Annotated in this window: 25 protein-coding genes; 21 read left to right on the forward strand and 4 right to left on the reverse strand. The window is 54.4% G+C overall.

Annotated features, from left to right (window positions below; translation table 11 throughout):
* Positions 1 to 2 precede the first annotated feature (2 nt).
* The 5 genes from H7B67_RS05460 (at position 3) to H7B67_RS05480 (ending at position 6313) form a co-directional block, all read left to right on the forward strand.
* Positions 3 to 2294 carry a hypothetical protein gene (locus H7B67_RS05460; protein WP_185118785.1) on the forward strand — a complete coding sequence of 764 codons (2292 nt, stop codon included), beginning with the start codon at positions 3 to 5 and terminating at the stop codon, positions 2292 to 2294.
* A gap of 40 nt (positions 2295 to 2334) precedes the next feature.
* Entirely contained in the window at positions 2335 to 3228 is an 894-nt protein-coding gene (locus H7B67_RS05465; RefSeq protein WP_185118786.1) for a TadE family protein, read from the forward strand.
* 21 nt (positions 3229 to 3249) lie between these two features.
* Complete coding sequence (locus H7B67_RS05470; RefSeq protein ID WP_185118787.1) at positions 3250 to 3696, forward strand: prepilin peptidase; 447 nt, start codon at positions 3250 to 3252, stop codon at positions 3694 to 3696.
* A 17-nt stretch (positions 3697 to 3713) separates the two neighbouring features.
* Positions 3714 to 5402, forward strand: a complete 1689-nt coding sequence (locus tag H7B67_RS05475; RefSeq protein ID WP_185118788.1) for a DUF6382 domain-containing protein — start codon at positions 3714 to 3716, stop codon at positions 5400 to 5402.
* 92 nt (positions 5403 to 5494) lie between these two features.
* Positions 5495 to 6313, forward strand: a complete 819-nt coding sequence (locus H7B67_RS05480) for a GNAT family N-acetyltransferase (protein ID WP_185118789.1) — start codon at positions 5495 to 5497, stop codon at positions 6311 to 6313.
* Between the two features lie 50 nt (positions 6314 to 6363).
* Here the strand turns inward: H7B67_RS05480 and H7B67_RS05485 are convergent, their stop codons facing one another.
* The 4 genes from H7B67_RS05485 to H7B67_RS05500 form a co-directional block, all read right to left on the reverse strand.
* Positions 6364 to 7764 (reverse strand): epimerase, encoded by a 1401-nt coding sequence (locus tag H7B67_RS05485; protein ID WP_185118790.1) that lies wholly within the window; start codon positions 7762 to 7764, stop codon positions 6364 to 6366.
* 21 nt (positions 7765 to 7785) lie between these two features.
* Positions 7786 to 8247, reverse strand: a complete 462-nt coding sequence (locus H7B67_RS05490) for a hypothetical protein (RefSeq protein ID WP_185118791.1) — start codon at positions 8245 to 8247, stop codon at positions 7786 to 7788.
* A gap of 152 nt (positions 8248 to 8399) precedes the next feature.
* Positions 8400 to 8834 (reverse strand): DUF2621 family protein, encoded by a 435-nt coding sequence (locus H7B67_RS05495; RefSeq protein ID WP_185118792.1) that lies wholly within the window; start codon positions 8832 to 8834, stop codon positions 8400 to 8402.
* A 68-nt stretch (positions 8835 to 8902) separates the two neighbouring features.
* A complete protein-coding gene (locus H7B67_RS05500) occupies positions 8903 to 9220 on the reverse strand; it encodes a helix-turn-helix domain-containing protein (RefSeq protein WP_185118793.1) in 318 nt (105 codons plus the stop codon).
* A gap of 219 nt (positions 9221 to 9439) precedes the next feature.
* Between H7B67_RS05500 and H7B67_RS05505 the strand changes: the two genes are divergently transcribed.
* From H7B67_RS05505 to H7B67_RS05580, 16 genes are all read left to right on the forward strand, one after another.
* Positions 9440 to 9871 (forward strand): transcriptional regulator, encoded by a 432-nt coding sequence (locus tag H7B67_RS05505; protein WP_342592506.1) that lies wholly within the window; start codon positions 9440 to 9442, stop codon positions 9869 to 9871.
* Between the two features lie 224 nt (positions 9872 to 10095).
* A complete protein-coding gene (locus tag H7B67_RS05510; RefSeq protein ID WP_185118794.1) occupies positions 10096 to 10578 on the forward strand; it encodes a phage scaffolding protein in 483 nt (160 codons plus the stop codon).
* 4 nt (positions 10579 to 10582) lie between these two features.
* Positions 10583 to 11011, forward strand: coding sequence for a phage tail terminator family protein (locus tag H7B67_RS05515; RefSeq protein ID WP_185118795.1), 429 nt, complete (start codon positions 10583 to 10585; stop codon positions 11009 to 11011).
* On the forward strand, positions 11008 to 11247 hold the full coding sequence (locus tag H7B67_RS05520) for a hypothetical protein (protein WP_185118796.1): 240 nt from the start codon (positions 11008 to 11010) through the stop codon (positions 11245 to 11247). The genes H7B67_RS05515 and H7B67_RS05520 overlap by 4 nt, the downstream gene beginning before the upstream one ends.
* Position 11248: 1 nt before the next feature.
* Positions 11249 to 12565, forward strand: coding sequence for a phage tail sheath family protein (locus H7B67_RS05525; protein WP_185118797.1), 1317 nt, complete (start codon positions 11249 to 11251; stop codon positions 12563 to 12565).
* 1 nt (position 12566) lies between these two features.
* Positions 12567 to 13028, forward strand: coding sequence for a phage tail tube protein (locus H7B67_RS05530; RefSeq protein ID WP_185118798.1), 462 nt, complete (start codon positions 12567 to 12569; stop codon positions 13026 to 13028).
* Positions 13029 to 13056: 28 nt separating this feature from the next.
* The gene (locus tag H7B67_RS05535) at positions 13057 to 13479 is read left to right on the forward strand and encodes a phage tail assembly chaperone (RefSeq protein ID WP_185118799.1); all 423 of its coding nucleotides are present in this window, start codon (positions 13057 to 13059) and stop codon (positions 13477 to 13479) included.
* Positions 13480 to 13728: 249 nt separating this feature from the next.
* Positions 13729 to 15969, forward strand: coding sequence for a tape measure protein (locus H7B67_RS05540; RefSeq protein ID WP_185118800.1), 2241 nt, complete (start codon positions 13729 to 13731; stop codon positions 15967 to 15969).
* Positions 15969 to 16649 (forward strand): LysM peptidoglycan-binding domain-containing protein, encoded by a 681-nt coding sequence (locus H7B67_RS05545; protein ID WP_185118801.1) that lies wholly within the window; start codon positions 15969 to 15971, stop codon positions 16647 to 16649. Before H7B67_RS05540 ends, H7B67_RS05545 begins: the two co-directional genes overlap by 1 nt.
* A gap of 11 nt (positions 16650 to 16660) precedes the next feature.
* Complete coding sequence (locus H7B67_RS05550; protein WP_185118802.1) at positions 16661 to 17635, forward strand: XkdQ/YqbQ family protein; 975 nt, start codon at positions 16661 to 16663, stop codon at positions 17633 to 17635.
* Positions 17632 to 17922 (forward strand): DUF2577 domain-containing protein, encoded by a 291-nt coding sequence (locus H7B67_RS05555; RefSeq protein WP_185118803.1) that lies wholly within the window; start codon positions 17632 to 17634, stop codon positions 17920 to 17922. Before H7B67_RS05550 ends, H7B67_RS05555 begins: the two co-directional genes overlap by 4 nt.
* Complete coding sequence (locus H7B67_RS05560; protein WP_185118804.1) at positions 17919 to 18320, forward strand: DUF2634 domain-containing protein; 402 nt, start codon at positions 17919 to 17921, stop codon at positions 18318 to 18320. The genes H7B67_RS05555 and H7B67_RS05560 overlap by 4 nt, the downstream gene beginning before the upstream one ends.
* Complete coding sequence (locus H7B67_RS05565) at positions 18313 to 19392, forward strand: baseplate J/gp47 family protein (RefSeq protein ID WP_185118805.1); 1080 nt, start codon at positions 18313 to 18315, stop codon at positions 19390 to 19392. Before H7B67_RS05560 ends, H7B67_RS05565 begins: the two co-directional genes overlap by 8 nt.
* Positions 19385 to 19969 carry a putative phage tail protein gene (locus H7B67_RS05570; RefSeq protein ID WP_185118806.1) on the forward strand — a complete coding sequence of 195 codons (585 nt, stop codon included), beginning with the start codon at positions 19385 to 19387 and terminating at the stop codon, positions 19967 to 19969. Before H7B67_RS05565 ends, H7B67_RS05570 begins: the two co-directional genes overlap by 8 nt.
* Complete coding sequence (locus H7B67_RS05575) at positions 19966 to 20253, forward strand: ketopantoate hydroxymethyltransferase (RefSeq protein ID WP_185118807.1); 288 nt, start codon at positions 19966 to 19968, stop codon at positions 20251 to 20253. The genes H7B67_RS05570 and H7B67_RS05575 overlap by 4 nt, the downstream gene beginning before the upstream one ends.
* Positions 20253 to 22970, forward strand: coding sequence for an autotransporter outer membrane beta-barrel domain-containing protein (locus H7B67_RS05580; RefSeq protein ID WP_185118808.1), 2718 nt, complete (start codon positions 20253 to 20255; stop codon positions 22968 to 22970). Before H7B67_RS05575 ends, H7B67_RS05580 begins: the two co-directional genes overlap by 1 nt.
* Positions 22971 to 22979: the final 9 nt, after the last annotated feature.

The following is a 22979-nucleotide window of genomic DNA, read 5'->3' on the forward strand; positions in this document are numbered from 1 at the left end:
TCATGAGGAGACGGAAGAAAAGCAGGAAAAGGAAAAGGGAAAGGGGCTCCGTCTCGATCTTCTTTATCGCGGCCGCCGCGGGTTTCGTGCTGCTGAACGGACTTTTGATCGATTACGCTAGAGTCGCCGCTTTCCGCAAGCAGGCCGAGCTCTCGGTCATGTCGGGAACTCGTTCCGTCCTGTCGGCTTACGATCCCGAGCTTTATGAGAAATACGGCTTGTTCGCCAGAGGAGGGGACTCGGCGGACGAGCTGTTCCTTCGAACCTTGGAGGGGAACCAGCCTACTTCGGACGGACAAACCTTCTCTTTGCTGGACGTGAAGTGGACGGCTTCGGCCGCGATCGAGAGCCGGCCGCTGGCTTCTCATGAGGTGCTTCGTCGCCAGGTGCTGGAAGAGATGAAGTACAAAGCCCCGATCGACCTTACCATCGAGCTGATCTCCAGATGGAGGGGAGTCGCGGACGCGGTGAAGGAAGCGGGTTCCACGGTCGATCGCCTTGAGGAGATGAGGCAAGCGTACGAGCGAAGGGAAGCGTCCCTTGACGAGGCGTTAGAGATGGTCTCCGAAGCGGGCAAGCTCCTCGTCGAACCCCTGGAGACGGTTATTCCTTCGCCGGTCGTCTCCCTGAACGGACAGAGAAGCGCGGCTAAAGCAAGCACCCTGCCGGACGTTGTTCTTATGTACCCGGACTACGTGGCTAAGAGAACGTCGGACGAGAACAGGGCGGCCGCGTATAGCGCAGCCTACCAGGCATGGGCGGAGAGGGCGAGGCAAGCGGAAGCCGCGGGCGACAAATTCACCGAACCGCCGCCGGCACCGACGCCGCCTCTGTATGACAAGGAGATTAGCGAATATGTAGACGGAATTCAGCAAGTACGCTCACAGCTCCTCCGGCTAGAGGGAGCACGCAAGCAATCGGAGTCGCGTTTGGAGAGAGCGGCGCAAGCCATCGAGGCGGCACGTCGGACGGATGAAGAAATGAGGAGAATAGCGGAAGAAGGGAGCGCGGAGACGGAGGATGCGGAGAATGCCGGGGATGCGTTGTCCCCGGAGGAATCCTCCTTCGGATACGAGGCCAACCTTGCCTACGAGGAACTCCGCCGCTCTATTCAAGAGCTCGTCCTCGGGGATGAATGGTTCGAAGAATTCCTAGGAGAGGTCGACCGGCAGCGCCAAGCCGGGGAGCGATTGTCGCAGGCATCGCTGCAAATGGCCGGTACGATAGGAGGAATTCCGGGTTCCACCGGATTGTCGGCTCAGTTGGTTTCGGAAGGAGACCAGCTTCAATCCCAAGCTGAGCTTTATCGTTCCGGCTTTGGCGAATCCGGCTCCGTCGTGATGAATCGACGGGAGAGGATCGAAGAATACCGCTCCACCGATCAAGAACGCCGAACGCTCGAGGAGCAGGCGGATCGGGAATGGCGGCAAGCGGAAGAGAGCATATTGTCTCTCGCTGGCCATGACGAGGCGGAGCCGGAAGATTCGAAGACCTTCGAGCAATTGGAGCGGCTCTACCGGAGCAATTTAGCTTGGAATTCCGCAAGCGATGATTCGACGGAGACCTACGAGCAAGCTTCCGAATTAGGCTCCGCTCGCGAAGAAGCTTTGGAGCAATCAAGCGGATGGCTGTCGGCGATGTCGGATGCTGCAGTCGGTGCAAGAGATCGACTCTACGGGTCGGAGTATGTCGTTGGCCGCTTCGTTCATAGCGATCCGACCGAGGTACGGGAGATTCTGGCCGGACAAGCGGAGCTTCCCGCGTCTCCGACCTTCCAGCAGGCGGAGTATATACTGTATGGCTTCTCCAAGGCGTCAAGCAATCTCATGGCGGCCTATTCCGAAGTCTTGGCGGCAAGATTATCTATCCGCATGGCGGAAGGACTCATCGAAAGCGCCCGCTACGGCCACCCCTTGCTCGTTCTGGCCGCGGCTACCTTATATGCCGTTCGCGCCGCCGCCCAAGACATGCGGAGCCTTCTCGCCACGGACACGATCCCATTATCCAAATACGTTGCCGTTACGACGACTTATTCGGATTATCTTCGCTTGTTTCTATTGATGCATGGCGGTTCGGAGAAGCATTGGGCTCGAATGACGGCAATCATGGAGCAGGAGAGCGGGCTGAGTTTCGAGCGATTATATACTTATGTAAGCGGGCAAGGAACGGCTTCGATTACCCTGTGGTTTTTTCCTGGGCTGGTCAAGACGTTGGGGTTGTCCGGCAGGTGGGGCGGGACCGTAAATGGGGAGAGATACGAGGCGACTTACCAGGCGGATGATGCCTATCAATAGAAGGCGGGTACCTGAACGGCACAATTGGAGGAAACGCCTGATGCGGGATGAAGGTTCCGTCACGTTGGAGGCGGCGTTGATCATGCCGGTTTTTCTGTTGTTCGCGATCTTTCTGACCTTCTTGATCCAGACATGCGTGACGACGATGGCGCTTCACGGAGCGCTGTCCCAGACGGCGCGCCAAGCGGCTTCGATGTGGTATCCGCTGTCCATGGCGCAGGAATCGTTCTCGAATACGGAGGCGGGCGAAGGGCTTGAATCGGTTAATCGGAAGCTGGGCGGCATGCAGGAGATGCTGGAGCAATACGGCAGCCTCCTTCCGTCGCCGTTGTCCGAATGGGCGGAAGAGGCCGCAAGCCGCTCCTGGACGATAGAGGAGAACGCGGCGATTCCGCTGTTCGAAGCTTTGATGGAGAAGATCGCGGACCCGCGAGTGCTGGATAAGGATCGTCTCTCCATCGTAAAGGTCGCTCTGCCCGACAGCGAAGGGAACGATGGGAATCTGACTCTCGAATCGAAGTACCGTCTTCCGATGAAGGTTCCGTTCCTCGGGCGCGACTTGACGTTGCGGGCCTCCGCCACGGAGCGGGCGTGGATCGGAGGAAGCCCTTCGACCGCGCTCCTGGATAGCGGGGACGAGGGGGAGGGGAGCGGGCTCAGCTTTCTCTCCATGGAACCAAGCCCGGCAAGGCCGGGACGCAAAGTCACCTTGACGCTGAAGGCGGCGCCGGGGCAGACGGTTGACCTGTCCGTCTACTATAAAAGCGGGCAAAGCGCGGCCAAGCACTTGGGACAAGCGACGGCGGATTCGGAAGGACGGGTGTCCTGGACGTGGCTCGTATCCGGGAACACGACGTCGGGTACCTGGAACTGGGAGGCCAAGACGGAGAGCGGATTCACTTGGAACCAGACGTTTCTCGTATCGCGAAATTAAAGGGAGAGAGGATGCTCTAACGTGAATCTCATCGTTCTGATCGCGTTAACGTCGTTAACGGCATTGGCCAGCTGGACCGATCTGCGCAAGCGGCTTATCCCGAATGCGCTGACGGTTTCCTATGCCTGCGGCGGCTTGCTTTATCACGGCGCGGCGTTCGGCTGGAAGGGCTTGGCGGAGTCTTTGGTCGGGGGAGTCGCTGCTATGGCTCCGCTGCTTTTGATGTATGTACTGAAGGGCATAGGAGGCGGCGACGTCAAATGGTTCGCGGCATTCGGATTTTGGTCCGGGGCTTCCTTCGCCCTTCAACTGGTCGTCCATTCGATACTAGCCGCCGGCGTCATTGCGCTCATCATGCTCTTGGTCCGGCGGATAGGCAATCGGGAGAAAAAGGAAGCGGCCGCAACCTTTCCATTCATGGCTGCCGTCGCGCCGGCATTGGCGTTTCTGCTCAGCGGCGAATTTTAGGCAGGGGAGGCAACAGCATGCAAGGTTATCGGGTTCGTTTCGAGCAAGGAAGGGGCCATCAAATGGTGCTGGAGGGGCAGCCGCCTCTCCGGACGGAAGAGTTGGACCGGCTTCAGCTCCGAATGCTGACGGGCATGGACGGCATTCCCGGCGTTTTGCCGATTCAGGCGGAGGAGCTGGACGGCTTTGTCTCCTTCCGATATTCTCTCAAAGGGAGCCGGATGCTCTCTCAAACGTTCCGCGTCGAACGATGGACGATGGAAGAAGCGCTGGAGGCTCTCGCGCAGCTGGCCGAGATTCTGGAGCAAGCGAATGAGCATATGCTCGACGTCGACCGTTTCCTCCTGGAAGACGAGTTTATCTTCGCGGGCCCCGGTCGGGGAGAACTTTCCGTGACCTATGTGCCGGCCGTCCGCGAGTTTCAAACGATCGGTTTCGCCGCGCGGATGGAACGGTTGATTATCCGGTGGATGATGAACGTAGAGCTGCCGGACGGCCCTGTTCTTCAGAAGCTGTTAAGGCAAGCGGCAAGCGCCGATTTCTCTCCGGTCGACCTAAGAAAGCTGATCCGGCAATTGATGAATCCAACCCGGAGCGATACGGATGCTTCGGGATTTTCGGACGTGCGCTCGGGTAAGCAGGCGGCTCCGCGGGTGGAATCCCTCTTTGTTCGCCGCGAGGCCGCCGCATGGGAACAAAGAGCTCCGGCATCGTTACGCCCCGTCCTGCCCGATGTTAATCCGGCTAGCTCAGGCGAGCCAACGGCAAAGGAACGCCTGCCGCTGCCGAATAAGGCATCGATTTCGGAAGCCCAGAGCCTATCCGGACTGCTTGGAGAAGAGCCAACAAGGTGGGAGTCGTCGGAGAAGGGTCGGGTCGAGAACGAGGGGAAGGCTTCGAGCCGTTGGAGAACGTGGCTGTTGGCCGGAGCGGGCGGATTTATCGCCTTAATATGGCGCTTCGCTTATTTGCCGCAGCCTGGCCGGAGAGGACTTATACTGGCGTCCGGCGCGACCTTGCTTGCGGTCGGGGCGGTCATCTTTCTCTGGAACGGATGGGGAGGCGGCAAGAGCAGGCGCCAGCCGGAGGTAGAAGAAGATGGCGGCAATGGAAGCGATCGAGACGTTGACGGCTCGTCTTGGGAAGCGGCCGATGAATTCGGCGACCGGCCGGCGTCCGACACCGAGCCGCCTAAGAGCGGCCGTTTCGGCAAGGCTTGGATGCCTTCCGGCGCAATGGATGCCGAACCGTTCGAGCACGTTCATTCTTCCGAGATCGCTGGCCGGAATGACCAGAAAATCAAAGCGATCGATCCGGCAACCACTTGGCTGCGTTCCGATCCGGGAACCATGCTGCTGTCCGAACCGGAAGGCTCGCCCGCGAGAAGGGAAGATTGGTTTTTGGAGTGGGAGCAGGACGGAGCCAGCCGGAAAATCCGTCTATCGGGCGATTCCCTTGTCATCGGAAGGTCCAAGGAAGTCTCGCAACATGTTGACGAGACGCCCGGAGTGTCGCGGGCCCATCTGGAACTCTTGCGCGAGGTGGACCGTTGGCAGGCGAAGGACCTGGGATCCCGCAACGGAAGCTGGCTGAACGGAGTTCCCATGGCTCCTTACGAAGCCTATCCTCTTGCACGGGGTGACAGTCTACAGATCGCGTCTTCCTTGTATCGGCTCCGCGAAGAGACCAAGCCCATCCCCATTTGAGCGGATGTTTTTTGGTAGATTTTCGCTAGTGTAGTGGGCGCTTTCCTGCTAGAATGGCATGGATATCGAATTCCTTCCGAAAGGGGCCATCTATGCCAACGAACGAGCAATTGCGAGATATCGAGCGGCTGCAGCTGGAATGCGAGGCTTATGACCATGTGCAGCTTAAGCTGAATTGGAGCATGCTGGGGAAACGCACGGGCGATGAACTGGATTTTCTTCTCTATGAGGGAGCGGAGTTGATCGCTTTTCTGGGCTTGTATCCTTTCGCCTCAACGGTTGAAGTATGCGGAATGGTGAAGCCGAGCGAACGACGTAAGGGCCATTTCGGCAGCTTGTTTAAGCAAGGGATGGCGAGAGCCCGGGAGCATGGCTTCGAGAAAATTTTGTTGAACGCTCCTTCGGAATCCGTTGCCGCCCGTGAATTTCTGGCCCGGATCGGCGCCGAATATGCTTTCTCCGAGCATCAGATGGAGTGGGAAGCGAGAGATCTGGACGGGGTCGCTGGCGTCGAGCTTAGACCGGCAGAGGAACGGGATATGGAGCTGCGCGTGCGGCTGAATGTCGAGGCTTTCCGCATGAGCGAAGCGGATTCTCGCGCGCTCGAGAACGAACAGGCGGGAGAAGGCGAAGTTCTCATCATCGAGGCCGACAAGGAGCCGGTTGGCAAGATCCGGGTCAGCCGCAAGGATGGGCAAGCCTGGATATACGGCTTCTGCGTACTTCAGGAGCGGCAAGGGCGCGGAATCGGAAGACAAGCGCTCCGCCGGATCGTCGGCGAGCTGAGCTCGGAGGGGTATTCGGTGCACCTGGAGGTCGAAGCGAAGAATGACCATGCTCTAGGGCTGTACCGATCCGTAGGGTTTCGAGCGGTGCATTCGCAAGATTATTATTCTTGGCCGATAGAGTAAAACAACGGACGCCGAGGCAAAAGCTCGGCGTCCGTTGTTTTTATCTTGGCTTATCGGTTCAACAAGTTCCGCAGAGCGTCTTCCAATCTCGGATAGGAGAAGACGTAGCCATGCTCCAACGCTTTGCGCGGGTAAGCGTGCTGACCGGTCAGCAGCAGCACCGATTGCTCGCCAAGAGCTTTCTCGACCAAGGAAGCCGGCGCGTGGAACCAATAAGGGCGTCTGGATACGTAAGCGAGGGTTCGGCCGAATTCGTCGTTGTTGACGGGATCGGGAGCGACCGCGTTAATGGGCCCGGAGATCCGGGAATCGTCCAAACAAAACAAGATGAGACCGACCATATCGTCAATATGGATCCAAGGGAACCCTTGCATCCCGGAGCCGATTCGCCCTCCCGCGAACATCCGGTAAGGAAGCCGCAGGAGCGGGAACGTCCCGCCGTCCCTTCCCAGCACCAAGCTGATGCGGACCTTAACGATCCGTTCGATCGGGATTCGGTCGACGGCTTCCTCCCAGGCGACGACGACCTGGCCGAGATAGTCCTCCGGCAATGCGGGAGAATCCTCGTCGAACAGCTCCACCGTCTGGGATTCGCGCCGTTCCTCTCTAAGCAGCGGGAAGTCGACGTCCAAATCCTCCGCCCTATTCTCATCCGTATCCGGTTCGGACGAACGAAGCTTGGCCAGCAGCTCCATCAGATCGGCATCCGTCTCGTATTCGGAGGCAGAGGAGGATTTCCGGCTCTCCGGCAGGAACTCATCATTTTCTTGCGATTCGTAGGAAGGCGGAGATTCGGGTTGACTAGGGATCTCCTCGTGCCGAGGCCGGGCCGAATAGACCGGCTCCCCTGCCCAAGCTTGCTCCGCCGCGTTCTTCTCTTCGTCCGTCTCGCTTGTTCTTGAGGAGAACCCGCGAATGCCGGCGCGTTCTGCCGTCATCGGCTCGAACTTCGGCTCCGGCGCGCTTGGAATCGAACTTTCCGGAAGCGGATCGTCCTCGGCTTCGCGCTCCTTCTTCAAGGTGAACAAAGAGCGTTTAGCGGAGAGTTTGGAACGAACGGAGATCGATTTCCTCTTCATGAGAGGAGAGTACGAGTGGCCGTATAGAGAGATGCCGGAAGCGTTCACGAGCACCTTCGGGGGCTGATCCATTCTCCGTACGATATCTTCGATGCGAAGAGCCGTTAACGTGCGAGAGACGAGAATCTGTCTCTTCCGCTCCTCCGTCCATTTCTTCCCGACGCTTTCGCCGACCAAGTTGACGATCGCGTCGATTCCGTTCCATTGCCAAGGCTGCTGCGACCATTCCTCCCAGGTCACATAGAGCAAGCCCGCGACGGGAGTCGCGGGCAATCGGCGCGTGACGATCCAAACTTCATCTCCGCGTTCCAGCAGAGCTTGCGCGAGGGCGTTCCCGATAAACCCTGTTCCGCCGCATAGCATTAGGCGCATGGGCACGCACTCCTTCTTTGACTATTGCTTCTCGATGGCGACGATGGTTAACTGCTTCAGCGTCTGACCGCCGGAGTCGATGCTTTCTTCGGTATATTCGAACTTCACTTTGATTCCTTCGTTCCAATCGGAGATCTTCTCCGAGACGTCGGAGTCGATCTGGAACACCGTCGGCTCGCCGTTGAATTCCACTTCGATCGAATGGTTGTCCACTTGACCGTTGTATACGCCGCTTCCCTCCAGCTTCTTCACTTCGTTCGAAGGCGATGCGGACGGGGATTCGGATGGGGATGAAGAAGGCGACGCCGAAGGGCTGGCCTCCGGAGAAGCGCTTGACGATTCCGTAGGCGACGAGCTTGCGCTTGCGCTAGGGGTCGCGTTGGCGTTCTTCGCGTTGTTATTGTCGTTGCTGCAAGCGCTGGCTAGCAGAAGCATAGAAAGAAGACCTATCGTCCAAGCCGTGTTTTTGCCGAGTCGTTTCATGGGTGAACACCTCCAAGAGTTATGCGTAAATCCAAGCTGTAGCAGAGCTCCCTCAAGAGGTTAGACGACAAGATGGACCAAAGGTTTCGAAATTCGTCGCGATTAACGGGAATCCAGCCTTAGGTCTAGGACAGCCCGAGTCGTAAATCGCGTTATCCGAGCAGATGGCGATAGGAGGAATAGTCGATTTGATTCTCCTCCAGGAAGCTGATCAGAAAGCTATGATCGCGCTTCGGCGTTGCCAGTATATATCCTTCGATGCAGTGAGCTTCCGTGACTTCTTTCGCTCCGCTTTCGACGGCCAACTGCCCTATTTTAGCCGCGATGGAATGCTTGGCGATGTCCCGGAAAGCCGAAGGGACCGGAGACGCCAGCTTATCCAGCAATTGCTTCGATTGCTCGGTCCAGAGAGGACGGCTGCGCTCGACCCAATAATTCTGCCAATCGAGCTTGGACTTGCCGTCTTGCTTGGGAAGCACCTTCAGGAACTTGCGGAACATGAAAAAGCCGCCGATGCTCATGAAGGCGACGAGCACGATGGTCCAGAACCCTATGAAATAGAGAAACCAATCTGGGGTGGAGTTCACCAGGGATCACCTCAACTTCAAATTATATCTGATTTCCGGTCAAGATAAAATCCCGTCTATTACCGGAGTCATTCCTGTTTCTTGCGCTTTTGCTTAAGAAATTCCTTGAATAGCTTAATCTCCTCGATTTCCTCCTCGGTCCATTCTTCTTTCTCGCGATGCGCGGGATCGGTTCGATTCATTTCTTCCGGTTCGCCGGCTAACGTATCCAGGCTAACACCAAAATAAGTCGTCAGCTTCTTTAAAGTGGATAACTTCGTGTTTTCCGATCCTTTCTCGAAAAGAGCAACTATTGTCGTGTAGGGGATACCGGCTCCTTTAGCAAGCTCGGAGCGATTAATCCCACGTTCGTTCATGAGCTCGACTAATTTATTTGTCAGCGACATCGAGTTACCCTCCAACGTAATTTTGATTTCATATTAATTCATAAGATCGGGAATGTAAATAAGGCTTTATTCGATGTGTCGTAGAAAAATGAGTATAAATATTGACAAAATACGATGTATCGTATTTAATGTAGATTAACAATTACGTTGCGACGTATATTTGACCGGAGAGGTTTTCTTCGGTTCGTCGCATGACTTCCGAAAAAAGAGGTGAAAGTAGTGTCCGAACTGATGAAGCTGCACAAAGCTACTTTTCAACACGTGGAATCCGAATTAGGCTGCTATCATGACACTCGCAAAGAAATCATCGTATTGAGAAACGAGATTCTTCGCGGCGGAGGCCGAGGGGACGACGAGAATGTCGGCGGTGGACGAGGCAATCTTCCCGGAGATCCAACGGGCCGCAAGGCTGTCCTTCTTACCAGCCATAAGAAGCTGGAACAACTGCAAGCAATCGTCGATGCCATCGAATCGATCGTGGAGAGGCTTCCGGAAGAGAAGCAGCGCCTGATTCATTTGAAGTATTGGTCCAGGACTCAACGCTTGACATGGGAGGGAATCGGGATGGAAATAAACGTGAGCGCTCGGCAGGCCATGCGATGGAGAGACGAGATTATCGCGGCCATCGCCCATAAGATCGGGTGGAGGTAACGGATAAAGCCTATTGTCGCATTGATGTCACTTTCGGCCTCATTTTCCGTGATACTATGATAACGTGAAAGAAAAGGGCGACGGATTCCCCAAGGGAATGACGGTCGTCCTTTTGCTTTTCGGGATCCGGATGAGGCATCCGGGACTCAACGCTCGTTGGCCGGAGCATCACGGCTGCCCGCGGCGGGGTTGCGCCATATAAACCAAACGGGAGCGTGTAACGAATGGACTTGCTGGAATTGCTAGGCGAACGACTTCATGCGCAAGTTCTCGCGAAGTCGGGCGAGAAGCATAAGATCGCTATCGTCTCTGACGGAACTTGGATTCCGAAAGGCAAATTCAACGAAGCGAACAAAGCGCGGAGGGTCGCGGAAGAGACGCTGAAGGAGCGCGACAAGCAGATCGAGGAGCTTCGAAGAGCGCTCGCCGATGTCGATTCTCTTAAGGCGAGGATGACAAGGCTGCTTGCGGGCATCGAGTCAGTTGCGGAGAACTATGAGGCGGAGCTGATAGATCTGAAGCTCAACGCCGCGCTTAAGCAGGCTTTAATCGGTAAGGTACACGATCCGAACATCGTTATCGGGTTGATCGATAAGACCAAAATCGAATGGGACGAATCGGGCAACGTGCGTTCCGGACTGGATGATCAGATCGAAGCCCTGTGCTCGAGCAAGGCATTTTTATTTATCTCCGAGAGCTTGAGGTGAGAAAATGACCACGATATTCGAGGTGCGCGAGGCGGTCATCGGGACGATCGGCGAAGCTTTTCCGGGAATGCCGATACTGGCGGAAGAGATTCCCCAGGAACAAGCGAGACCCTTTTTCTTCGTCAAAGATCTTCCTGTCGTTCATTCGCGCATCATGGGACGCCGTTACGTTCGTTCTCATAGCTATGAAGTGCAGTATTTTCCTTCCTCGATTGAAGGCGCCAATCAAGAGATTCTTGACGTCGCCGAGCGGTTGACGGAGTTATTGGAGCAAATTCGTTTGGGTTCGGGGAATCTGCGCGGCAAAGGGATGAGGTTCGAAACGGTCGAAGGCGTCCTTCGCTTCATGGTTACTACTGATATTCATGTATTCAAAACAAAGGAGCCGGTACCTCTAATGGGATCGGCTTCTTTTAAGGAGAGGGTCGAATGAGCACTAGAAAGAGCGCTGGAAAAGCGGCGACTGCTGTAGACACGTCAAGTTCGGCAACTGCGTTTGAGACGGAATCTTTGGAGCCTGTCTATTCGAAGAAGCAGTTGCTAGCCGCGGATCGCTTTAAGCCGCAACAGAAAGACGTGCTTAACGCCATTCTAAACGATTATGAGACATATTCCCTAGGCAAGGTTAACCGCTTAATGGCGGATTTCGAACAAAGGACGGTGGAGTGAAATGGCAGGAGGAACTTGGATCGCTCAAAATAAGGTGCGCCCCGGCGCTTATATCAACTTCGTAAGCGACGGCGGAACGTTGGGAGCATTGGGAGAACGTGGAGTAACGGCGATGTCCCTTTCGCTGTCATGGGGGCCGAGCAAACAAATCATCGGAATCAACGCGGGAGACAACGTGAAGGAGCTTCTGGGATACGATATCGCTTCGGAAGAGATGCTTTTGATTCGCGAGGCGCTAAAACGGGCTCAACAGCTGCTCCTTTATCGTCTAAATGAAGGTACGGCGGCAAGCAAGGCGATCGGCGGCCTTACGGCAACTGCCCGATATGGCGGCACTCGCGGAAACGATCTGACGATTATCGTGCAAACGAACGTTGACGACAACGCGAAGTTTGATGTCATCACCGTGTTGGAAGGAAGCGAAGTGGATAAGCAAGTGGTTTCGGCGATCTCCGATCTCAAAGATAACGCTTGGGTAGCGTGGTCGGGCAGCGGCACGCTCACCGTCACTGCGGGCGCTTCTTTGACCGATGGATCGGACGGCACGACAACGAACGCGGACCATACGGATTTCCTCGGAGCGCTTGAATTGCAGGAGTTCCAGACGGTGGCCCTGCCTTCGACGGACAGTACGCTAAAGGGCGTCTATTCGGCGTTTGCTCGGCGTCTAAGAGAGGATGAAGGGAAGAAAATCCAGGCCGTGCTCGAGAATTATCCGACCGCGGATCACGAAGGCGTCATTAGCGTCAAGAATGGCGTTATTCTGACTGACGGCACGACTCTGACGGCCGCACAGGCAACGGCTTGGGTCGCGGGAGCGACGGCTGCGGCCACCATTGCCGAATCGTTGACCTATCAGGCCTATGACGATGCAACGGATGCCGCTCCGCGGTATACCAACTCGCAAACGATCGCGGGCTTGGAAGCGGGGGAATTCCTGTTCACCGCAAGCGGCGGGAAGGCGATCGTCGAGCAGGACATCAACAGCCTGACCAGCTTCACGGTCGACAAAGGCAAGAAATTTTCCAAAAATCGCGTCATCCGCGTTCTCGACGGAATCGGCAACGATTTCAAACGAATCTTCGAGAGCTATTACCTCGGGAAGGTCAACAACGACGACGACGGCCGCAACCTGCTCAAGGTGGAGATGATCTCTTATCTCAATTCTCTGCAAGATGCTGGAGCCATTCAGAACTTCGACTCTCAAACGGATGTCACGATCGTTGCCGGCACGGATTCCGACAGCGTGTATGTCGATCTTAACGTGCAGCCTATTGATGCGATCGAGAAAATTTATATGAAAGTGAAGGTGAAGTAAGATGACTTACCTCCAAGCTCGCGATACGATCAACGGCCAAGAAGGCCGGGCATATGCAACGATCAACGGTGAGAACGTTGAGATGTTCTACATTAAGACGCTTGAAGCCACGATCGAGAAAACGAAGGCCGAGATCAAAACGCTCGGTCGCCGGGGAACGCAGCATAAAGCGACAGGCTGGTCCGGCAGCGGAACGATGACGATTTACTATATGACGTCGAGATTCCGTCACCTGATGCTGGACTATGTCAAGAGCGGCATCGACACGTATTTCACGATCACCGTCATCAATGAAGACCCTAATTCCGGCGTCGGCATGCAGACGATTACCCTCATGAATGTAAATCTCAACAAGGTTATTGCAGCCAAGCTGGATACCGACAGCGAAGCGCTCGAAGAAGAGATGGAATTCACTTTCGAGGGCTACGAGATCGGTTCCGATTTCAGGCAGATTAACGGGTAAACGGGTAAATACTGAGGAGGCTAATTTAATGAGTGACTTAAGCGCATTTTTTGCACAGAACGCCGCGGCGGATTCGACGGAAGAGTTCATCGTCTCCGATCGATTCAAAGGGAAGGATGGCTTGCCGATCTCTTGGCAATTGCGCAGCATCTCAGCTGCGGAGGACGAAGAGTGCCGTAAAGCGGCTACCAAACGCAATAAAGGCAAAGGCGGACAAACCGTGACCGAAATTTCGACCGAGGAATATTTGGCTAAGGTGGCTGTAGCCTGCATCGTATACCCCAACCTCAAGGATGCCGAACTGCAGAAGTCGTACGGGGTCATCGGGGCCGATTCCCTGCTTCGCAAGATGCTGCTGGCCGGCGAATACGTCGGTTTGGTCCAGAAGGTTCAAGAGTTAAACGGCTACGACAAGGACATGTCGGAGCTCGTCGACGAGGTAAAAAACTGATCAAGGAGGGCGACGGGGAAGCGAATTATGCTTACTACGCCCTCCACGAGCTTCACCTTATGCCGCATCATTTGGTGAAGTTGAGCCGCCGCGAGAAAGCGGCCATCTTCGCCATGATCGACGTTCGCGTCGAGAAAGAAAGAAAAGAACGCAAAACCAGAAGAACATAGGGTTTCTATGCGAGTATCGAAAGCGCGGCTTCTTCTTCGGGGGAAGCCGTCTTTCAACATAATGGGGGAGGTGGCGAGCATGGCCACCGTCGACGAAGGCTTCGAATTAATCGATCGCTATAACCAGGTTCTAAATCGAACCTATGTCGGCATTAAGAGAATCGTTATCATACATGAGCTCATGAGGAGGCAGCTTGAACGACCGGTCACGATACAAATAGATCCCGCTCCGGCCTTGCAAGAAGCTCCAAGGGCGCTGGCGAGAATTAACCAAGAGCTCAGTAAGATGAATGTAAAGCTGAATATCGAGCTCCCGAGCTCGCTCAATGAAATGTTCGCCAATACGCAGCGGCTCATTTCCAGATTATTGGTTGCCGTGAGGCAATTGGGCCGAACGAGCAAAGGCTCTGCCGAGTCTATTCTGACCCAAACGCCAACGGTTGGCCAGTTCGCGAACAATGTCGGGCAACAACAGGAGGGCCAAGAGCAAAAGCAGAACGACACCGGGGAAAAGGAAGCCTCATCCGAGGGACTGCTAGGCAATCTGAAATCGATCACGAGCGAGATCTTCTCGATTTCCAGCTTGCAGAAAGCGGTCGACTTCGTCAAATGGTCCGACGAAATCGCCAGAGTCAACGCGCGATTGGGAATGGTCAACGACGGTACTCAGACTCAGTTCGCCTTGCAGCAGAAAGTTATGGATGTCGCTAACGGCTCTCGCCAGTCCTATGCCGACACGGCAACCATGATCACCCAACTGGGATCCTCGAATCCGGGCACCTTCAAGAGCAATCAGGAACTGCTGGATTTTACTTCCCGGTATAACAAACTGTTGGTTGCAAGCGGAACCTCGCCGGAAGAAAGCCAAAGCTCGATGACGGCAATGACGCAGGCGATGACGAGCGGCGGGCTTCAAAGCGATGGACTTCAATCCTTGACGGAGTCGGCACCGCTGCTAACTAAGGTATTGGCGGACGGGCTGGGAGTAGCCCGGGGGTCGCTTGAGCAACTAGCCTCCGACGGCAAAATGACCTCCGAGAAGATCGTAAAGGCTTTTGCGCAACAAGACGCTTACATCAATGCCATGTTTACGAAGATGCCGGTCACGTTTAGCCAAGCGATGACTATAGGCAAAAACAAAGCGATAGAATGGGTTTCGTCGCTTAATGGCGCGAACGGCCCCCTTCAGAAGGTGACGGATTCCGTTATGAAGCTCGTGGAGTGGCTCGGTTCCTCTCAAGGCCAAGGATTCTTTGACGGCTTAACGGCGGGCATCCGATTCGTGTCCGATGCTTTCGCGGCCGGAGTCCAATTTATTCTCGACAACATGAATATCGTCCGGAACGTCCTAATGGCAGTCGGAATCGTCGTGTTGGGGCTTGCCGGGTATTGGCTTATCATGTGGGCGGCGGCATCATGGCCCATTCTGGCAGTTATCGGAGTTATAGCGTTACTGATTGGGGTGCTTAATTCCTTCGGAGTGTCGACGCAGCAGATCGTCGGAGCCGTGATGGGGTTCTTCAATGCGCTGTTCTCTTTTCTATGGAATGGAGTAGCTTTAATATGGAACGGCTTCCTTTCCTTTGCCGAATTCCTCGTCAATCTCTTTATCGATCCCGTCTATACGATCAATAAGCTGTTCTACGACTTGGCGATGTTTTTTATGGGCCATCTATACAACATGCTTAGAGGTACGGAGAATTTCGCCGGAGGATTCATGAAGGTTATTCTCGAGGGAATTAACGGTGCGATCGGCGGCGTTAATATGCTACTAAAAGCGATAAGTAAAATTCCGGGCATGGGTAATATTAAGCCGGTCAACTTGCTAAACACGAACAATGTTCATGCCTTATCGGACGGGTTAAAGACCATGATGGGTTCTCTCGAAGCTCCGACAACGGATAAGGATTTATGGGACTCTTCTAAATATCGGATGGAAGAGAAAGACATCCAAGACGCTTACCAAACCGGCGATAAGTATGGGCAAGGGCTTTTCGGCAAAACGTCGAACGCGTTGGACAGCATCAAGCAACCAGGGGATGCCTGGTCGACCGCCAATACGACCGCAAATATTGATAGAGTCAACGAAGTCGGGAAGATTAACGATAAAGTCGACATCGGCAGCGAAGACCTTAAGATGATGCGAGAACTGGCAGAGCTCAAAAATATTCAGAATTTTGTGACGTTGCAGCCGCAAACGACGGTAAACGTAAGGACCGGCAATGTGACCAAGGAAGCGGACGTGGATTCGCTGATCTCGAGGCTATCCGAGCATCTAGAGGTTGCAATTGTTAGCAGCGCCGAAGGGGTGTATGTTTGATGCCGTACAGCATGGAACTCAGCTATAACAACAGACTGGAATTCTTCGAGCTGCCTGTCTTGCCGGATTCCATCGAGTTTAAGGGAGATGGCGGAAGCAGTACTTATACCATCGTCGGGCTTGGAGAAATCAGCGTAATCAAGGATCGGTCGCTGCGAGAGATCCGTTTCTCTTCTTTTTTTCCCATGGACCCGTCCCGGATTTATCGGGAACCCGATCTCCAGAATGGGAGCGATAATAAGTCGACTTATTTTGAACCGGAATGGTACGTTCAACGAATCGAGAGTTGGCTGGCTTCGAAAATCCCGATCCGGTTTATCTTTACGTCGGATGCCTACCAGGTCAATACCGCGGCGAGCATCGAGTCCTTCGAATGGTCGGAGGTGGCGGGCAGCGGCGGAGATATCGAGTACAAGCTCGAGCTTAAGGAATACCGGTTCTATTCCGCCAAGAAAGTGGAACTGCCGAGCGATACGACCAAAGCGACGAAGACGGCGAGACCTGACGAGAAGCAGATCCCCAAAACTTACACTCTAGTAGCGGGGGACAGTTTATTCAAGGTGGCCCAGAAGGTTCTTGGAGATAGCGGACGTTGGCGCGAGATTCAGAAGCTAAACGGAATTACGGATGCTCAGCTCAAGACGCTTCAGATCGGGCGCATCCTGAAAATGCCATCTTAGGAGGCGAAGGAATGCAGCTTGAAGTGATGCTGGACAAAAAAAACGGAAGGGTATGGGACATCTCGGAGATTGTCGCCGATCTGCAGTGGCAAACCGCCCGAATCGGCAAGGCAGGAACTCTTTCGTTTACGTTAATCGATAACAACAGGTTCTACGGGGACAAGAGCTTTGCGATTAGGAACGGCGATATTATCCAAGTCCGCAAAGATCAGACAAATGTCTTTTACGGCTATGTTTTTGAGATCGGTTATGGCGCAGGCGAGGAAATCCGTATCAAAGCGTACGATCAAATCCGTTATTTAATGGCCAATGATACTTATGTCTTCACCGGCAAAACGGCGACGGAAATCATTCAAAAGATTGCTACGGATTCGGGCCTGAAGCTGGGCAAACTGGCCGACACGAAGTATAAGATTCCCTCTTTGGTAGCCGATGGGCAGAAGCTGCTCGACACGATGTGCAAGGCGCTTGATTACACACTTATCAACGGTTACGGCAATTTCTATCTTTACGATGACTTCGGAGGCTTGACTCTCGCGAACGTATCTCAGCCGCTTACAGACTTTTACTTCGGGGACGAGAGCTTAATGACCGATTACGATTACGCCGTATCGATCGACAGCGACACGTATAACCGAATCAAGATCGTGCAAGACAATAAGTCGACGAACAGGCGCGACGTTTATCTCGCCCAGGACAGCGCCAATATGGCCAAGTGGGGGCGCCTGCAGCTCTATCAGACGGCTGACGAAGGCATGAATTCCGCCCAAATCAGTCAGATGCTCGAAACTTTGATTACGCTCAAGAATCGCGAGTCCAAATCCCTAAGAATTGAAGCTATCGGCGATATTCGGGTTCGCGCAGGCAGCTACGTCCGTATCTTTATCGAGCGTTTAGGGATCAATCAACCGATGCTGGTCGACGAGTGCAATCATAAATTCGATGGCGACCATACGATGTCGCTGACGTTGAAGGTGATATCATGAGCCGATTGCTGCAAGTAATTAAACAAGCAGGTGCGGGAGCGGTAGGGGCTTCGCAGCCTGTTGCCATCCTAACGGGGACAGTGGTCAAAATAGATCCGCTTGAGGTAACCGTCGATCAACGGTTTACGCTCATGGCGGATTTTTTGATCGTGCCCGAGTCGTTGACCGAGTACAAAATCGAGGAGCTGCTCATTCGCAAACGGCTGGAGACGGGCGATAAGCTTATTCTGCTGCGAGTACAGGGCGGCAACCAATATCTGATCTTGGACAGGGCGGTGGAGACATGATTCCGACAGGGGGGCAGATTGGCTCTGACCAACTGCAGGAGCTCCGTCCGCCAAGCAAAACGTACCGTCTCGATTTGGACAAGCAGCGCGCACGCGGCACGATCGACGGCATCGATGCGGTGCGGCAAGCCGTCCTCAAAATCCTGAGCACCCAGCGGTATGACTACATGATTTACAGCGCCGATTATGGCTCCGAGGCGACAAGGCTATTAGGAGGATCGCCGGGAGTCGTACGTTCCGAGCTTGGTCGACGGATCAAAGAGGCATTGCTGCAGGATGACCGCATAAGAGAAATAACCGATATGTCGATTACGGACAGCGGAGATGGTGCGTTAGCGACTTTTACCGTCGTTACGGATCAAGGTTCATTTAAGGAAGGGGTGATGGTAAATGTATGAGGCGCAGACGTACGAGACGATTCTCCAGAGAATGTTGGCCAGGGTTCCGAATGACATCGACAAACGAGAAGGCTCGGTCATCTTCGACGCTCTTGCGCCGGCCGCATTAGAGCTTGCGCAAATGTATGCCGAGATAGACATCAATTACAACTTGTCCTTTGCGGATACGGCAAGCGGAGAGTTTTTGACCAGGCGTACGGCGGAACACGGAACGATTCGCAAGGCGGCAACGGCGGCGAAGCGTTTGGGATTGTTTTATGACGCTAGCCACGCGTTGATGGATGTGGCCGTCGGCACCCGCTTCTCGATATCCGGCGTCAATTATGCCGTCTCCAGTCGATTGTCGCTCGGGAAATACGAGTTGACTTGCGAATCGACCGGGGTTATCGGCAACCAATATTTCGGTCCCTTATTGCCGATCGATTACGTCGAAGGACTAGCGCGCGGGGAACTGGCGGACGTTCGCATACCCGGTGCCGATGAAGAGACGGATGAATCGCTGCGGGCGCGCTTCCTGACAGAGATCAACGCGCAGCCGTTCGGCGGCAACGTTGGTGACTACCTGCAGAAGGTCGGCGATCTGAACGGCGTAGGCGGGGTTAAGGTGTTCCCGGCTTGGGCGGGCGGAGGAACAGTTAAACTAACGATCTTGGACAGCAATTACGCCGCACCCCCGTCGGCTCTCGTAAACGAGGTTCAGACCGTAATGGATCCCGTGGTTAATAGCGGAGAAGGAATAGGCATGGCGCCCATCGGCCATCGCGTGACCGTTGTCGGCGCGGCGCCGGTTACCGTTAATGTCTCGACAACCGTGACACTGCAGAGCGGCTTTACGATCGGACAGGTTCGCGAATCCTTGGAAGCGGCAGTAGAAGAGTATCTGCTATCCCTGCGCAAATCCTGGTCATCGGTAGACCAGACGATTGTCCGAATTTCGCCCATGGAAGCCCGAATGCTCGGCGTGGAAGGCATTGCCGACGTATCGGGGACCACGCTTAATGGCTCGGCCGCCAACATAACGCTGACCAACGAACAAATTCCGATGCCGGGGACGGTGACGCTTCTTGAGTGAGCCGTTGATGACTTTTCTCCCGACGTTTTACCGGGATATAACAGAATTTGTCGAGCTGACCGAGACGGAGGATGCAGAACTGGCTGCTCTGGAGAAGGCGGTTATTCGACTCTTCGACGATCAATTCGTTCTGACCAGCTCGGAGGAGGCGGTGAGGCGACGGGAGCGCATGCTGGAGATCGTCGCCGATCCTACGGCAGAGACATTAAATTTCAGAAGAACGCGCATCATCAACCGATATACGACCAAGCCGCCTTTTACCGAGAGGTATCTTCAGCAAAAGCTCGATTTTATTGCCGGTGTGCCTGGACTCGTGCTTGTCGAAGTCGATCCGATCAGCTATGTGCTCGGAATCAGTGTCGGAGTTGAGAATGCGGCCGTGCTGCGAGAAATCGAGTACACGGTCAATCTGCTCCGGCCGGCGAATTTGATTTATCAACCTAAGACCTTCGTGGCAGAAAGGCTGGGGATCTCGGATCGGGCTTTCGCGATCGGACTTGAACGACGGACTAAACTGGGAAGCTGGCAAGTCGGCAAGACGCCATTTGCAATTCGAAGGGAGGCAATATCGCTATGATTGCTCAATCCTACCTGAACGAATTGACCGCATATACGAACGCGAAGATCGTCAAGGTCGTGCTGAACGATACGGTTGAGATCTCTAACTTTCTGTTTAAGGAGACGGCAGAGAACGTGTTGACGCTGGAATATCTCGTCCCAATGGGGACCGTTGCCACGGTTTCGAAAATGGAACTTAAATCATCAACCGGCGCCGTGGTCAGCTCCCGAACGGTCAATGTGCCGATCGTGGAAGACACGATCATGCGCCATGCAATAACCGTAGAGGAGGTATCGGCATAATGGCCTACAACGGCAAAACAAACTGGCAATTCGGGGACACGGTTACGGAAACGGACCTTAACCGAATCGAGCAAGGAATCAAGACTCTCGACCTGGACAAAGCCGGCTACGCGGATCTCAACGGAGCCATCCAAGCCAAATCGGTCGACGGCGCCGTGCGCGTCGCGACGACGGCCAACATTACGCTGTCAGGACTCCAGACGATCGACGGAGTCGCGTTGGCGGCAGGGGATCGGGTGCTTGTCAAGAATCAGACGACCGGCAGTCAGAACGGCATCTATGTCGCGTCAGCAAGTACTTGGACACGAGCCGCTGACGCCGATACAACGGCTAAGATCGCGGCCGGCATTAGAGTATACGTCCGCGAAGGAACAGTCTGCGGCGGCAAGACCTTTGACATGAGCAACACATCCGCTGTTACTCTAGGTACGACGGCCATAACCTTTGTACAGAGCAGTGGGGCAGGATCCGCCACGGATACGGTCATCGGCAGTCGCGCTATTAGCGACGCGACGGCTCCTACCGGTGACAGCGGTACTGTTACGACGCTGTTCGGCTGGCTGGCCAATATGATTAAATCGATTACTGGCGGGGCGACTTGGCGGACTGCACCACCAACAACGCTAACGTCAGCAAAATCCCATATTGACGCCACTACGGGTATTCATGGTGCGACGTCTTCCGCGGCCGCCAGCACGCTTATTCAGAGGGATGCATCTGGAAGAGCGCAAGTGGCTGCTCCTTCTGCGGCAGCAGACATTGCCCGTAAAGATACCGTTGATGCTGCTATTACTACAGCAGCTAATGACGCCACGACGAAGGCGAATGCGGTTCAAACGAACTTGACTACGCACTCTAACTTAACGGCTGCAAGTATCCACGGATCAACGGATGCAGCGACAGCGAGCCGACTCGTACATCGCGACTCGTCCGGACGTGCGAAATTCGCAGGCCCATTGGCGGACTCAGACGCTGCGACGAAGGGTTATGTCGATGAGACAAGCATGCCGACGCCGGTTCGTGTGGCGACTACGGCGAATATCACGCTCTCCGGAACGCAAACGATCGACGGAATCGCCGTCGTTGCTGGCGACCGAGTCCTCGTTAAGAATCAGACGACCGGATCTCAAAACGGGATCTACACGGTCGCATCGGCAGCATGGACTAGGGCCAACGATGCAGACACGGCGGCGAAACTCAAGTCGGGAATGCTTGTTCGTGTAGCCGAGGGGATGGCGAACGGAACGACGTCGTGGGGACTTACGACAACGGGGACAATCACGGTAGGAACGACGGCGCTCACATTCTCTCAAGCGGGAGCTCCTCCAGATGGAACGACGCTCGAGTTCTCGGGAAAAACGATCCGGATCAAGGATGGGGGCATCACAGACGCCAAGATTGGCAATCGAACGATTAATGATGCAATAGCGGTCGGAACAACGGACACGGATACAGTGACGAACCTTTTCTCGAAGATCGGGGCAATGATCAGAGCGGTCACTGGGAAGGCGGACTGGCATACGGCTCCGGCTATAAGTCTGGAGACGGTGAACAGCCGGCTTAATCAGGCTGTCAACACGACGAGTAGTCCGACATTCGAAGATATCAATGTGGTAACGGTACCAAAGCGTACAACCGACGCGTTTACTATTTGGGTCCGCCCGGATGGAAACGACGCTAACACAGGGTTTGCAAACACGGCTGCAGGGGCGAAAAAGACGATCGCAGGTGCAATCGCATCCATTCCCCAAATGGTTAACAATACCGTGACCATTGATATTGCAGACGGCACGTACCCGGAACAGGTATGGATCGATGGGTTTCACGGTAAAGGCGGGTTTGAGATTGTCGGCAATGAGACAACCCCAGCAAACGTCAAAATGAACGGCTGGATAGTTATCAATAATAGAATAAATATCAATATCAAAGGTATGACGAATGTTTCCACAAATAACAACGTATATGCCGTTAGGTCTTACGTCCGATGTGTTCAATTCAATACCACTGTAAGCGCGACGGCTAACTTCGCTTTTGAAGCCGCAGAGGACGCTGTCGTAACTGCTGACAATTGTGTTATCAGTAATAGGCAGGCGGCATTCAGAGCGATAGGTCCGGGATCTCATGTATACGGATATAATTGCACAGGTTCGGGTAATGCCAGCACGATATACGCACAAAGTGGGGGCCGAGTTGACACAAACGGAAACGTACCGACTGCAACAGGAGCCGACTGGATTGACCGGGGTATTGCCAACCGAGGGTTTGGTGTTCTCAATCCTTGGGGAGAAAACACGAGGGATTATAGACCTGCGGCTAGGGGGAAAGTTTCGGCGATTCAAAATTTCCCTACAGGTACTTGGACGAAAGTGGCGTACGCCTTTGAGGAATACGATCATTTAGGCAACTACGACGCAACTCTATCGCGGTTTACAGTGCCTCAAGCAGGTATTTATCAGGTTCATGCCGGTATTGGTTTAGCACCGAATGTTTCAGGGGTGGAGTACGTTCTAAAAATATTTTTGAACAACTCTGCCGATCGAACATTAAATCATATGCGTCCCGGCTCTTCTGGTGCAGTAACAATTGCAGGATCAGGAACCATACGGCTTCTCGCAGGGGACTTCTTGGAAATTTATCTGATTCATCAACTAGGAAGCACCCTGCCTAGTTATCAAGATGGAACAACAGGCTTTTTCGAAGTTGTTCGAATCGCCTAGACAGGAGGT

The organism is Cohnella thailandensis (genome assembly GCF_014212135.1).
GTDB lineage: Bacteria > Bacillota > Bacilli > Paenibacillales > Paenibacillaceae > Cohnella > Cohnella thailandensis.